General features: G+C 52.9%; 15 protein-coding genes. 3 read left to right on the plus strand and 12 right to left on the minus strand.

Going from position 1 to position 13,933, the window contains the following annotated elements; genetic code table 11:
• Window positions 1–18: 18 nt before the first annotated feature.
• The 12 genes from ACZRN6_RS32320 to ACZRN6_RS32375 form a co-directional block, all read right to left on the minus strand.
• Window positions 19–1,599, minus strand: coding sequence for a conjugal transfer protein TraB (locus ACZRN6_RS32320; protein WP_078466115.1), 1,581 nt, complete (start codon window positions 1,597–1,599; stop codon window positions 19–21).
• The gene (locus ACZRN6_RS32325) at window positions 1,596–2,390 is read right to left on the minus strand and encodes a hypothetical protein (protein ID WP_078466116.1); all 795 of its coding nucleotides are present in this window, start codon (window positions 2,388–2,390) and stop codon (window positions 1,596–1,598) included. Before ACZRN6_RS32325 ends, ACZRN6_RS32320 begins: the two co-directional genes overlap by 4 nt.
• Window positions 2,387–3,019 (minus strand): hypothetical protein, encoded by a 633-nt coding sequence (locus ACZRN6_RS32330; protein ID WP_011922994.1) that lies wholly within the window; start codon window positions 3,017–3,019, stop codon window positions 2,387–2,389. The genes ACZRN6_RS32325 and ACZRN6_RS32330 overlap by 4 nt, the downstream gene beginning before the upstream one ends.
• 401 nt (window positions 3,020–3,420) lie before the next feature.
• Window positions 3,421–3,750, minus strand: coding sequence for a hypothetical protein (locus tag ACZRN6_RS32335; protein ID WP_153045996.1), 330 nt, complete (start codon window positions 3,748–3,750; stop codon window positions 3,421–3,423).
• 58 nt (window positions 3,751–3,808) lie between these two features.
• Window positions 3,809–4,159, minus strand: a complete 351-nt coding sequence (locus ACZRN6_RS32340; protein WP_078466119.1) for a hypothetical protein — start codon at window positions 4,157–4,159, stop codon at window positions 3,809–3,811.
• Between the two features lie 91 nt (window positions 4,160–4,250).
• Window positions 4,251–4,592: a hypothetical protein gene (locus ACZRN6_RS32345; protein WP_011922991.1), complete on the minus strand. Its 342-nt coding sequence runs from the start codon at window positions 4,590–4,592 to the stop codon at window positions 4,251–4,253.
• Window positions 4,593–4,631: 39 nt separating this feature from the next.
• Window positions 4,632–6,434, minus strand: coding sequence for a type IV secretory system conjugative DNA transfer family protein (locus tag ACZRN6_RS32350; RefSeq protein WP_078466120.1), 1,803 nt, complete (start codon window positions 6,432–6,434; stop codon window positions 4,632–4,634).
• Between the two features lie 100 nt (window positions 6,435–6,534).
• On the minus strand, window positions 6,535–8,751 hold the full coding sequence (locus ACZRN6_RS32355) for a helix-hairpin-helix domain-containing protein (protein ID WP_228759038.1): 2,217 nt from the start codon (window positions 8,749–8,751) through the stop codon (window positions 6,535–6,537).
• A gap of 2 nt (window positions 8,752–8,753) precedes the next feature.
• A complete protein-coding gene (locus ACZRN6_RS32360; protein WP_078466122.1) occupies window positions 8,754–9,248 on the minus strand; it encodes a hypothetical protein in 495 nt (164 codons plus the stop codon).
• 1,003 nt (window positions 9,249–10,251) lie between these two features.
• Window positions 10,252–10,524 carry an HU family DNA-binding protein gene (locus ACZRN6_RS32365; protein WP_078466164.1) on the minus strand — a complete coding sequence of 91 codons (273 nt, stop codon included), beginning with the start codon at window positions 10,522–10,524 and terminating at the stop codon, window positions 10,252–10,254.
• A gap of 86 nt (window positions 10,525–10,610) precedes the next feature.
• Window positions 10,611–10,940: a hypothetical protein gene (locus ACZRN6_RS32370; RefSeq protein WP_011922985.1), complete on the minus strand. Its 330-nt coding sequence runs from the start codon at window positions 10,938–10,940 to the stop codon at window positions 10,611–10,613.
• 33 nt (window positions 10,941–10,973) lie between these two features.
• Entirely contained in the window at window positions 10,974–11,330 is a 357-nt protein-coding gene (locus ACZRN6_RS32375) for a hypothetical protein (protein WP_078466124.1), read from the minus strand.
• A gap of 148 nt (window positions 11,331–11,478) precedes the next feature.
• Between ACZRN6_RS32375 and ACZRN6_RS32380 the strand changes: the two genes are divergently transcribed.
• The 3 genes from ACZRN6_RS32380 to ACZRN6_RS32390 all read left to right on the plus strand — a co-directional run bounded on the left by ACZRN6_RS32380 (window position 11,479) and on the right by ACZRN6_RS32390 (window position 13,855).
• Window positions 11,479–11,895: a TraR/DksA family transcriptional regulator gene (locus ACZRN6_RS32380; RefSeq protein ID WP_078466125.1), complete on the plus strand. Its 417-nt coding sequence runs from the start codon at window positions 11,479–11,481 to the stop codon at window positions 11,893–11,895.
• 177 nt (window positions 11,896–12,072) lie between these two features.
• On the plus strand, window positions 12,073–12,561 hold the full coding sequence (locus ACZRN6_RS32385) for a hypothetical protein (RefSeq protein ID WP_078466126.1): 489 nt from the start codon (window positions 12,073–12,075) through the stop codon (window positions 12,559–12,561).
• A 688-nt stretch (window positions 12,562–13,249) separates the two neighbouring features.
• Complete coding sequence (locus tag ACZRN6_RS32390) at window positions 13,250–13,855, plus strand: hypothetical protein (RefSeq protein WP_464009724.1); 606 nt, start codon at window positions 13,250–13,252, stop codon at window positions 13,853–13,855.
• Window positions 13,856–13,933: the final 78 nt, after the last annotated feature.

Here is a 13,933-nt window from a genome sequence, read left to right on the forward strand (position 1 = left end):
GTCATAGTGCTGGCCGCCTTAGATCAGGGTGTCGTACATCGAGGCGTCGATGTCGAATGGTTCGAGGGGTTTCACAACACGGATTGGCTGGTCAGTCACAAAGCGCAGTCTGATGCCCGGCTCGACTTGAATGGTGTCGACAGCAGCATCTGCTTCAGCTTCAAATCGCTCGCTGATCTTCTGGAACATCGAACCAATACCCTGGGCAACTGCTGCTTTTGTTGCGTCGCCTGTCAGTTGGCTCGTAGCACTCGAAGTGCCGTTTTGTGTAGAGCTGGTGTTGGTGAATTCCGCTGAACTCAAAGTTGTTGCATAAGCGGCTGCGGCTGCGGATGCGGCTTGCAGAGCCAGGGTTCGACCTGAAGCTTTGTCGAGCCGTCCATACACGTCTTGTTCGTTGTCCCGCATGTCTACGACGTACCCAGTTGCCGCTACCATCTGCGCTCCGCCCGAAGCATCCCAGTAGCTCAATTGCTCAATGCGGATAAGTGCTCGGCCAGTAGAAGACGAAGAGGTTCTCCGGCCCGAGCAAAGACCCATAAGGTGGGCAGTACCAATGTCGCGCTCTACGCCATTCGGTCCGTGAAATATCCCGTGAACTGGAAGAACAACTGGGCGGGCTGGGATCTTTGAAGAGTCTGAAGCGCCCGGGGCGTTAGCGCCGATAGGGCAGCTGACGCCGTGCAAAGTTGTGACCTCAACAAAGGAAAAAGCCTCGACGGTGTAGGTATCTTGAGCTTTCTTCTTCGCGGCAGCCTCTTCCGCAGTTAACCCGGCTGGCTGAGCAGCAGGTTGGCCTGAGCTTTGAAACGCTTGGTTGTTCTGCTGGGCAGTGTTGGGTTTGCCATATACGTCATTGAACTGAGCGTTCAGGTTTTCGTTGTTGGTCTGTCCTGTTTGGTTGCTTGGGGTCGGCGCAGACATGTCATTGAAAAGGGATGTTTCTGACTGCGTGCCTGGGCCACCACCACTCTTACCCTGGAAGCTCGATTGAGTCTGCGCCTGAGTTTGAACTGGCGGGGCAAGCAGAATGTAGTTAGGACCGTATTGGCTTGTTACCGGTGTTGTCATTGTCGACGGCAGTGCGGCAGGACCCAAATCAAGGTCTCCGTCGAACGATAAGCCACCCGATGGAACTTTTAGACCCTGAACACCCGGCATGTCAGGAATCGTATTTGTGGTTTTGTCCTTTGCATTAATAGCGGCGTACAGGTCGTCAACGCCTTTCTTTTGAAGGTCGGCGATCTTCTCGCTCAACGCCCTCGTTTGGGCATTGTTTTGCTGTTGCATCTCACGCAATTGCTGATCGCGGACTTTATCCGCTTTGATCCGCTCAGCTTCCCCGCGATTAGCGTCGGCTTGCATGGCCTCAAGTTGCTTGCGGAACTGTGTGAGTGCCGCATCTTTGTCTTGGGCAGTGATTTGATTGACGCCTGCAGGGCCCGCCTCAATTGCTACCGGCGTCGACTTACCAGTAACAGGCGCAGTGCTTGAACTGTCCGACCACTTGCCGAAGAGGAACATGGCGCCACCAACGGCAGCGAAGATCCAAAGAAGCTTTTTGTTAGGTCCTGATGGTCTCGGATTCGAATCACTCATTTGCTCTTCTCCGATACGATGAAGAGCAATCCACGATGTGAATCACCGTAGACTTCAGATATATATTCGGGGGATGGACCTAAAATGTGAGAAGTCGGTAGCATCGCTACCTGGCGAGCCGTTCCGATTGAGTCCACCACTGCCTTGTTTGAGTAGTCGATCTGGTCGATTGCAAGCTTGAATGCAGTGCGGCCACGATTAACCACCTCGTAGGTGGTGCCGACATATGTTGGTCCGATAACTTGGGATTGGAGTGAAAACTCGACAGAACCCTGGCGGAAAACAACACGTTGCTCTTTAGTGAGCTTTGAAAAGTTATTTTTACGGTACCCATTTGGAACTGTTCCATCGAACAGGTAGTTCATTAGTCCCTTGACGCGACCTTTACCATCCTTTGCCAGCTGGGAGCGATCAACTGGTGCTTGATGCGAAATCGTCACCAAGCTATCTGCGCAGCCAGGGCGGGCTATCAAATTGACTTGATAGGATTGACCAGAAGGACCATCTACAGTTACTAGGCCAACGTATTGCCCGTCTGTAGTATTGAAGGCTAATTTGTTTTTTATCGGCGTTGGGAACAGCTCAAGGCCAACAGGTTGTTCACGGTTCACACCCAAAAGATATGTTTCGGGAAAAACTACCTCGGCCCGTTGGTTGTCGTTCGAAATATAAACATCAATTGGTGAATTTTCATAAATAACTGAACGTGGGGAACGGTTGCATTCCTCATCAGCAAAAACGGGTGAAGCAAAGGCTACGGCAACCATCGCAGCCAGAATTGTTTTTTTCACTGAGCAATCTCCTGAGTTTGCAGATCGTCAGCGACGATGGCCCACTCGAAGTATTTCGACTGTTTGACAGGTTTCATCAGAATTCGGACGTTGAACTTGGCCTTGCCGAAGACAGTATTTAGCGTCGCGCGGTAGCGCAGCGCCTGGAAGGTCACAATATAACCTTGGGGTGTAGTTTCAATTTTATACGGCGAAGTTCGAACAAAAACCTGGGTAATCTGTTGCTCAGATGATTGCTTTGCAACCAACTTAAGAGTCTCTTCCTGAACAGCGCGGAACCGAGGCGACATTAGACGCAAGGCTTCATTTGCATTGCTAAACGAAGAGTCCGGCGTGAAGTTATAAAAATTGTCAAGAAAGACAGAAGTAAAAGCGATGATGTGCCGCTCAGGAACTTCATTTTCGCTTACGAATACACCCTCTGCGTTCGGGTATCCGTACATGACCCGCTGGCCCTGTAGTTCAACGTTCACATCCTGAAGATGATTGTTCCAGTTAATAAGGTACACAATGACCCCTGTCAGGATCACAGTGACTGCAATGAATGCAACGTTGATTCTGCTTGCCCTCAACTCACCCCGACCGAGCAGGTTGAAGTATCCAAGCGGTACGCCGTATTTGTCGCTCATTCTTAAGGCTCGTATCGGTTGCAATAGGTAGGGGAGGGGAGCAGGCCAACCTCTAACCAAAGGTTGGTTAGGAATCTGTTGAGTGCCCGAGCAACCTTTCTGACAGCTGGGTACATCGTCGCCAGGTCGCCGCTTTCAAGTTGACCCATAACAATGCTCAGTCGCAAAACCATGTGACCTGGAGGTGTATTTGCAGTAAGCCGTTTGTAGAGCCACAAACAGAAGCAACCCACAGCAAACGCATAAAAGGGGTCGTCCATGATGTTGTTCGCGATCGCCATCGGGATCATCCAAAACAAGAGGTCCTCTTTCTCTACTCCGCCAAAATTCAGCGGGGAAGTTGCGTACGCGTAAGTGTCGCTTTCTGTTGTGGTTCTAAGGTGCATGGCTTATCTCGTTACCTAGGTCGTAGCGAAGTTGGTGAAACCAGCCCATGTAGCTACTTGGGTGATCGCTTTTTCGCCGAATAGGCAAATGAGGAACACGCAGACAGGGATCCACCACCACTTACCACCAAGGAAAAAGATGGAGAACAATAGGCAGCCGATTGAGAGCCACAGCCCCCACCCTGCTGCGGATTTCCACCAGCCTTGAAGGCTGGTGTTCGTGTTTTTTGTCAGGGACGCATCTGGGCCAAATTGACCGTTCCAGGCTGTACCGTCGGCTGCATGAGCCATCTCAGGTATCAGAAATAGAGCAGCAACAGCGAGCAGCAGAAACAAGCTGGCCATGAACCGCCTCATTTCCTCCATGCGTACGTTATGGGTGATTCCAGTGACGGTCATCGTCTCAATCTCCGAGTCGAGGTGGGGTAGTAAAGAACTGCCCATCAGGTGTTAGCTCCTGATACCGAAGGCGTTTCTTCTCCGGGCGCAGGACAACGTTGATGGTTTCTTCCACGGGCCTGACCTGGCTCAACATTCGAACCAGATCCAGTCCAGGAAGGGGGTGGGAGGCCTCGGCTTTTTTCAGTTCATCTTGAGCAAGGCGCAGTGCCTGAGCAGCGCTCGCGAGGTGCTCAATTGCGATCTGATACTTCGGATCGCGCTGGTCGATGACGTATGAATCGCTCGCATACTCAGAAGCCACAGCGTTAAACGCAGAGACTGAAATGCAGATGGCTAGAAAGACGGCTTTCATGAGGGTTCTCCTTTCACTAAATAGTGGAAAGGGAGTGCCCCATTTCGGGATGTTTTCCAAAAAAAAACCCGGATTGCCCGGGTTTTTTCAATCAGTCGCGACGTGTACGGCCGGCAAGGGCAATGATCCAGCGGCGAGAACGGTGAAACATCGCTAGCAGGAGTCTGCCGAAGAATTTGAAGAGGTCGGCTGTGAGCAACGTCAGGACGTTCTGTACAAAGGTGAACACCATGCGGAAAACACCACTCACAACCAGGCTTGTCACTCCTCGTGTCGCCGGGAAGGCAAGACCCAGCCCGATAATGAACAGCACAATTCCGATGTAGCCCCAGATCCCTGCGCGCTGGATGTGGAATTCCATAAGGTTCAAGACCCACTCTACAATCCCCTCCAGGCTGTAGTCCCAGTTCTTGATCCGTTCAAGCCATGTCATAGAAACCCCCTTAAAAGATTCTGCATGCGAAATGTTTTGTCAGACGTCGCCCAGAAGCCTGCGGTTGAAATCGGTAAAGTCTTTCCAGGCATTGATGCCTGCCCGCCCGCGGGAATGTCGTCGCGTCAGTTTCATATCTCGGAAATGTACGTTCGGGAAACTGCTGCGGACCATTGGCATTCGAACCCTGTAGGTACCAGATTTTGCGATGATAATTCCGTCGCCCTGGTCGAGGGTTTGGAAGTCATCAGGCTGAAGTAGGTCTTCACGGGTCGCCTTAGCACCTACACTGGAACTCGCTCCCGTGTTTTCATTTGAGATGAGGCCTGACTGCTCTGTGCTATGGCTGGCACCGGAGCTAGTGGCGGAAGTCTCCTGCTCAAATTTCCTGAGGGTTGTGCCGGCAAGTTTGCAAGCGAAGGCTCTTGTTTCAGCATCCCTGATGTCGCAGTAGACGTGAGTCCAACAGTTACCCAGCACCATCTCCACGAATGGTGCAGATTTTTGCTGAAGGAAGCCGACACCCTGGAAAGCAATGATGATTGGTACGTTTGCACTTCGAGCAAGCTGGAAAAGGGTGATCTGACCTTCCTCCGCGAACGAACCATATTCGTCAAAGATCGCTGGGCAGATCATTAAAGGTTTCAGCTTAAGAAGCTGGATCTCACCGATAGCACGGGCCAGGTCGGAGATGAATAGCTTGCCCATCAGCTCAACACCGTCTTTGTCGGCGAGAGCCGACATGGACAGCACAACCACCTCGCCATTGAGGATGGCGTCTTTCAGGTCAACATCAGGGCTATAGGTGTTAACAATGCGTGAGTATTCTGAATGCGCGAAGGCAGAAAGTTTTGAGATAGCGCCCTGCAGCATGGTCTTGAAGCTTTTACGATTCCACTCCTGTTTTTCTTCGTCGTACCAGTAGCGGAGGTAGGAAAATAGGAACTCTTTCCCGTCCTTGTGAGCATCTGAGTCAGACTCTCGAATCGATTTCACGTATCGCAGGAGGATATTGAAATCAGAGAGGACTGCGATTAGATCCTTAATGTGGAATGCAGGCTCACCAGGTTGAAGCTTCATGCATAGGATTGCTGCAGACAGTGAGTAGCGGTTTACGTCAGTCCAGAACTCCTCTTTTGACGCGGCTTGCATCTTCATCGCTGTCGATAGGGTGGCGCGAACGCCGCCGGCGAAGAATGGGTTGTAAGTGTGGCTGATCTCTGGGAACTCGAAGGATATGAGCTTGAACTGGTCCAGCCTGCCAGCGGCTTCCATCATTGCGTAGATTGCACCCGACAAATCAGAATCAGCCTTGGCCTCGACCAGCAGTAGGCCTGCCCCTTTTTTGATTTGTTGTTGGGCGATTGCGAGGATGAGTTCGGTCTTCCCGGTCCCGGTCGCGGCGAGCAGCGCCATATGCCTTGTCATGATGTCGTCTGACAGCATGAAGGGGATCATTCCGGGGTATGCCTCGATTAGCGACTGACGCACATCGTCGGCGCTTGCGATACCCTTCGCGTTTGAGACCGCATCTACACGTTCCTTCCATTCCACCCATGGCATGGTTTTGCCTAAGAAGGTTGAGCGCTGGAAGTCGCAATCGGGTATGTCAGTCTGTGTGTAGCTACGGTCCCAAACCAACGGAGTCACTGCCTCCTTGTCCTTCCGATCAAGGTACAGAGTCCATACAGCACAGCCCACAGCAATGCCGATTGCGAGTGGCAGAGGCACAAAAGGGATTGCAGCTCCTACAAGCGGGAGACTCAACGCAACATTGCGGGCCTGCTGTGTTTTCAGCTTCGCCCGTTCCTGTGCCTCGAGTCGTGCAGATCTGATCGCCATGTACTGTTATCCCGCGTGCTGGAGTGTGAATTGTGGAATGAGCTCAGGCTGAGTTGTACTCACCCCATGCATGAGGGGACCCGGCCAGTAGGAGGTCGCATTACTTCTGCGGCGGGTCAATTTGATCGCCATCGGTGGCCATCCATTTCGAGAGTGATGACCTCACCCGTGTGGGCTCATCGCCAGGAAATGAATCTGCAATACCGTCTAGCTCGCCTACCAAAATCAATGATCTTTTTGCACTGTTCAGGAGGGTCGAGAGAAGTTCGGCATTGAACAGCCCCATGTGCTCCTTGAGCACGATCAGGATTACAAACTCGTAAACTCGACCGCGCGCAAATTTTGGTGTCAGTACACCGCCGTGAAAGATGTTGAGATTCCGCTTGAGGTCGATCACCGCTGAGTTTCCCGAGCGGGGCGTGGCAAGCATTCTTTCGCCAGAAAGTTCAGTGGCCTCGAAAATAGAGAAGGCAGGGTGTTCCAAAGAGAGAGCCTGGTGCACTAACACAGGCATGCCCTTAAACAATGCTCGTCCATGAAAGTCGACCGGGTCATCCTTACCAACGAATTCATGGGCGATCGAACGAGTAAGCCAGGAAACTGCATCAGTACCTGGGACCTCTGCGTGCTGGCGCGCCACGACAGGTTTGATGTCGTGCAATGGGGATATTTGGCATGAGCCAGACAGCTCACGGAGCAGCACATTCACCACATCAGGAATGCTCTCTCGTGGCGTATTGAGCCAACTGATGGGCTTGCTAGGATCAAAACTGTCATCAGGCTTAATCGATCCCGACCACACGTCCTTTGCTGCTTTTCGCTGTTCAGTACGGGCCGGCAGCCAGAAACTGGCGATGAATGTTCGAATTTCTGGCACTTTGGCCATCTCATCAAAGGGTTGGCCGATTGTTTGCGACGGGAGATCCTTGGGGGCCCCAAGCATGAAAACTCGGCCAGCTTCAGGCATGGCTTCGAGCAGATAGTGAATTTCTTCTACCCCCATAGAATCAGTGCCAACCACTACGACCACGTCGGTTGGTATAGGGCTGGCCCGGTTCTGTTGTGGGACACCTGTCACCGGGTCGAGCCCAATCAACTCCGCATAGCTGACTACCGGGGCCTCATCCCCCAGAGTCAGTTGAAGCTCGGTCACCATTTCCTTGGAAGATGCAGTGATGAGTGCGTCTGTTCCGAAAGCATTCAGGAATAGCTGTATGCCCTGGACGATGGTCAATTGATCGTGAAGGGTCTCGCACTGGACAAGAGCTAAGCGCTCAGCCATCAAGTGGCATAGACCCATTGAAAGAGTCTTCGTGGCGGGGGCACCAAGTTTCAGAGGGCGGAGCAGTTTGATGCCCATTTCCTCGCTCGGAACCAGATCCTCTAGCTCGGCCGCGGTCAGCCTTGTCCAGCCGATCGCCTTTTCAACTAGAGACTTTTCGATCTCATATAGGTTGTACAGCTGTAGTCTGCGTTCTTCTGCGCGAGCTACCTTTGCCCGCCTCAATTCGGTCACACCCTCTTTGATTAGTGGATAGAGCACTGCGCGGTCGAGCTTGAGTAATTTGGACACGGCGTCGACTAGGGGGACGCCCTCGATGTAGCTATGGCCCAACCAAGCTTCCTTGCGAAGCACGGCAACGATTGCGCCCTTGACTGCGGACACAGTGTCGTTAGTGACTCGGAAGCGCTTAGCGAGAGATTGGGCTGTCGAGAACAGCATGTCGTCAAAGTGGACATACAGGAGGTATGGGTCTTCACGCAGCACAAGGTTCAAGTCAGTCATGTACCCCAGGCGGCGCTGCAGGGTGGCCAGCTTCTCTGGAGGAATGCCTTCAAGGTCTATCTGCGCCAAAGCTAACTGATGGGAACGCTCTGTTGCCCACGTCGTCCCGAGAAGCTCAGCATCGCTTTCTGAAACGCCCGCTTCCGTCAGCCGAGAGGGTGCTCGCTCGAGAATGTCGATGAGATTCTCGCCGAAGTGCTGAACAGCCTTGTTAGTTGCAGCAATAGCAACCCTGTTCTGAGTCAGGCTCGTCAAGTACCGCGGAAGGGTTTCTAGAGCTTTCGGTGGCATAGACGAAAACGATGCAGTATCGAAATCCCCGCCCGGAATGTCTGGGCTCCATTTCCCGTAGAGGATGAACTCCTCATACAGGATGGGTTGCCCGAAGCTTCCTGTCGCCTGGAAGGTCGTCCCGTCCTCTCTGCGGAAGGTACCGATCCCCCAAGGGCCGTGTGGGTCACGATATTGAATTGAACTTAGAATTGCTTGCTCACGCACCAGCCCTTCGACTGCTTCGGGTACACGTTCCATATTCATCCCTGTTCGAAAGCCCGGCCGCTGTTAGCGATGCGAGAGGCGCGACGGACACGACATAAGGGCCGCATGGTCACAATCATTGCTGCCTTTCGGATGGCTTTTGGCGACTCGTCGAGATGGCTTGGATATTTATAGGTGAGGGCGACCAGATGGTCATAGAGGGCAACAAGATCGACTGCTCGCAATAAGTCGTCCCAGTAGATCATCCCGTCCGGGTAAGCGGGCTCAGGTTCATACCCGTCAAAAAGCCCGTCAGTGGGCAAGCCGGCGTATTTATCAGCGATCGCCTGTACTTTCTTGAGGGCGGCATCGACACCACTGGTGAACAGTGTGGCTGCCGACTTACGTTGTCGAATCGATTTGCACGAGAAAACAGTGCTCGATCCGTCGTGGAGAAATTTGCGGAGCGTTCCCCGCTTGAGAGTGCCGTATACAACCGGGTACGTCTCGGAAATCAGGGATTTAGCTTCTTGGGTATGAATTGGTTGCATTGAAGGCCTCAAGGTCTTAAACCAATAGTGGCAATGGAGTGCTCCATTTTCGGCCTTTCAATGCAAAAAATCTTAAATCTAATCGCCACGCATACGATTCCGAGGCCTGAACTAGCTCTTCCTATGGCTAATTCCCACTTCGCTTCCCGCACACGCAAGGTCGAGTAATCGAACAGCTGCACGCTCGAAACTGTGTCGGGTCGGTTTCGTCAGGGAACTCATTTAGGATTTTGTCGCTGATGTGTACCACTCGACTATAGGAATCAGGCGGCCCGAAAAATGGGTGGCGACATGCGTCCTCTACCTTCTCGTCGTAATCCAAGCCAGCAGTGTCTACGCCGGCGGAGAGGATGACATCTGTTACAGACATCTTGCGCGATGAGGACTTGCCTTCTGATCGGCGCCATGCAGCCTGGAGCCGCGCACTGAGCTCTGCGCCGTTGAGTTCGGCCCAGCTGTCCAGGGACACGTAGAAGGCGTAGTCATGTGACGGGTTCACGATTGCAATTCGTGTCTCGACCAAAGACAGACGTGGTGAACCGTCCTTAAAGATTCGCCCAGGCCTTACGTCATTGCACTGGACCAGGAGATCAGCTTGAAGCTCGAATGTTTGACCAACTGATGTGACCATGAACATTGCAAATGGTACCGCTGGAAATCCCCGAACTGGGCGCAGGTCAACCCGATGGATGATTGATCCCTTAGGTAGGACAAGCAGGCTAAGTGGGCCCTCTTTCTCCAGTATGGGTACCGGGTGCCGAAGGAAAGGCCCTATATAGTCGATGCTTTTTAGACCCTGCTGCTCCATGTATTCCGCTGCAAGAGCTGCCTGCCCTAACATCCAGTCTTTGCCCTCAGGGCTGGTGTCAGCAAGATGCGAGTTCGGATCGATAGACCCATTTCGAAGGGTGTCTATTGTGTACATTTCATCGCTTCACATTTCGGGGCTGAGAAAGCAAAACGCCCCGTGGGGTACGGGGCGTTTGCTCACATCGGGTTCGATTTAGGCAATCGCGTCTTTCAGCGATTTGCCGGCAGCGAAGTGAGGTTTTTTTGCGGCCGCGATTGTAATGGGAGCACCAGTCGACGGGTTACGACCTTGACGTTCAGCAGTCTGTTTGACGCTGAAATTGCCAAAGCCCACGAACGATACGGCGTCACCCTTGCGCAACGTGTCAGTGATGGTTTCCAGGACTGCGTCAACGGCGCGCTGAGTGTCAGCTTTGGTAAGACCCGACTTCTCAGCGACGGCGTCTACAAATTCACTTTTATTCAATTTCATTCTCCAGCGTGGGTTGTCAGTGAAAGCACGAGTATAACGAGGGGCTTGCACATGACGAATTCAAAAGCACCATCCCAAAATCATGGGGTGAAAATAATCTTGGCGACTGCTCCAGTGATAAATCCTGCAGCAACTATCAGGCACTTCAGGGCCGTATCAGGGTGGCCTGAGCGCTTAAGCATGAGGCTGCCGAAAGTTGCAATCGGCAGTAGCAACAGCGCCCATAACATCTGAGGGGAAGCCATTTTTTCAAGCCAGTTGGAGCCCTGGGCTACATTCGAGCCGATGATGTCTGCAAAAATAAAGGCAGCAAGCGCCAGGCTGGCAAGCGTGAGCAAGAACCGATTGTGTGTGTAGCTGAATCGTCCAAGCTGAATGTCGCCGGTTGGATTCTTGGTGTTGTTTGCCATGGAAAACCTCCAGATTCAGCATAGATAAGCAGATTACATTGATCCTGCCAACTGGCGGGCTGACTCAGCTGACTTGAGAAGGAGTGCTGGTAGGGCGCCAGCGTCCTCCAGGTCGCAATCTACCGAGAATGCCTCAAAAGCCTGTTCCGCGGCCGAGGCGAATGCACTGATCGAATCAACCAAGTCCAGCATCGCTTGCTCATCGCACGACGCTGCTATCGGCAGCAGGCTTACCAAGCCATCAACGTGAACAGTGGTATCCCAGCCTTGGACTTGAGCACCACTCCGGCTCTGGAGCAGGAAGCTCATCTTGTCTTTGAGGTTGTGTGAAGCAGCTCCGTATGTGGCATCGAAGTGGTCCGATCCGGATTTGCGGGATTCAATTGCCATGGTGATCTCCTGTGGTAGTGGATGCCAACATAACGTTGATGAGGGTTCTAACAAGGGAGGAATTTCCTGCTAGCGTTCCGGGTTGCAAACCGGTTGCCCGGCGTTACCCTGAGATATTCCTTTAATTCGATACAATTGGAGTCCTCTTATGGTTATAGACGCAGCTGCATTGCTAGCCCAGCCCACCGACAACTACATGGACGCTGTCCAGCTTCAGTTCTTCAAGCAGCTTTTGCTTTCGAAACAAAGCGAGCTGACCGCGCGGATCGTAGGGCATGAGGAAGCGGTTTCTGTAACTGAAAAAGTCGCTGACTCATCAGATGCGGGCACTATCGAAGAGAACCGCGGGCTTCTGATGCGCATCCTGAAGGGGGAGCGCGCCGAAGCTATGGCTATCAAGGCTGCGCTGGTTCGCATCGAAGAAGATGCTTACGGTTGGTGCGATGACTCTGGAGAGCCTATCGGGCTTAAACGCCTACTCAACAACCCGACCGCATCTCGTACCACTGAAGCTCAGACTCGTTTCGAGCGTCTGGGCAAGCATGTCCGAGCAGAGGCAGTGTGAGCTATGAGGCCGGCGCCGTTTTGCAGCTCTCTTCCGATTGTGCGTAGACAGGTCCTCGATCTAGCTAGGCTAGGAAGTCTATCTGGTGTTGGCCCATCTCAATGGATACGCTTTGAACAGCCTGTTGTCTGGCTACGCGAGGCTACCGCTCAAGTTGTTTTTGAGCACGGTGGCCGTGTGTTGGAGACCGGTGCTTCTTACGTAGATTGTGGCGATTACCTTTCATCCCTCTACAGCGCCATCGAGTCTGCAAAGCATGAGTGCGAGGTCTACGAAGTCAGTGCTGATTCGAGCCTGATTGTTCGTGTGGCTGTGTCGATCCTCAATATACCAGTTGTCGCCTGTCCAACACCCTTGGATGCCTTTCCTGTTGGGAGTTACTTCCAAAAGGCCGAGAGTGAGGAGGGCGCCTGGTTCCACTTCGCAGAAGCTGATATGCGAGCGGTAGCAGAATCCAAATCTTCCATTGAGCGTGATACCGCTTGGCAGGCTCTCAGGCGATTGGCATCCGTCGAGGTAGAAGTTCCAGAAGGTCTCTGGACTAGCCGTAGTGGAGCTTCTTGCCTCTCTGATACTCACCTTGTGGATCAGTATGTCCACCAGCAGCGGAACGCAGTTCAAGCATTGATTGCTGAAGCTCAGATCACCGCTCTCCGGGCTGGCTAATTAACCGTGCTGAACGCAGCGCTTAACCAAACCGACTCCAACTTCTGAAAAGAAATGCCGCGGCCTCGAAGGGCGGCATTTTCGATTCAAAAGGCTCGGTTAGCTTCGTGGTGCATCTGGACGTGGCGGAGGCGCACCCTCGCCGCCAGGCCGGCCCTGGGGGTGGCCGGGGATTGCTACTAAGCGCCCATCGAGTAGCTGGCAAACCCCGACGAACTCTTTTCCACCTTCTTGGGAAAACTCTACGATTTCGCCAGGCTGAAGGCCGTCACAGGCCTGATACGCCACATCCGGCGGCAGCTTCGGAGGAGGGCGATGTTCTTGTGGCTCGCTGGCGCTCACAGTTCCTGACGCAATCATCACAGCAGCGGTTAATGCTGCCCAACGAAGTACCTTCATGTTCGTACCTTCTTAAATATGATCACAGCTAAGAGATGCCATGCCCGGCGTTATGGCGGTTAGGAATTTCTTCACCTATGTTGCCGATAATTTTACTGAGATCTCATCCGCGCGCACCCCGAAACGGGGTCGCTAAATCCTTCTTCTCGGAACCTAGGGTGGGGGCTGGTTGTTTTCGCATGCGGAATTTTGCGAATCCTACGCCAGAATTTGCCACCCTGCTTTTCACTTGGTGATGGTCAATAAATCCGTAACCTGTCTGAGTGATGAACACATACAGGAAGCAATAATGCTTGCGGATTTTGAGGACATCGCAGAGGAGATTGGCCTGACAATCCCCGCTGCGCTCGCACAGCTGATCGAACTAGGCGCCCAGCCTTTCAAGCGCGGAGTACCCACGCTGTTCGCCAGCCTTCACGATATAGAACTCATCGACTGCGGTGATGTGGAGCGACTGCTCGGTGACTGGCTTGGCCGTGACAAGCAGCGTGGTGCAGGATTCACATTGCTCCCATTTGCGATGTCATGCGGAGTGGATGCTTATTGCTACGTCCTGTTTGAAGAGGGTGACGAAGGCATCGCTCGAGTAAAGCACGATGAAGAGACCTCAGAGCTTGAGTACCCATCAATTTCGCACTGGATTGCGAGCGAATACATAAGAGCGTTCACCAATCTTGCCGAAATTGGATGCTTTGGTGCAGATGGGGGCGAGCGCCTGCAGAGCGAGCTAGGTCTCTTGGAGCGCATCCTACTGCCCGAACACCTAGAGCTTCTTTTGGGGTTGTTAAGTGCCGATGTAGTGGTCCGCCCATTCCGTGCCGGCCCTAGATCCGCTTTGCTCGAAGTGCGGGGGTTGGGGAGCAATGGAACTGAAAACCAACGTAAGCCGAATTAGAGTTCGTTTTACTCGTCAGCGACTGCGAATTAACGAACTTTGATTCGTGAGAAAGGTTTATTGCACTGATTTTCGGGT

It is taken from the genome of Pseudomonas sp. A125 (assembly GCF_055409485.1).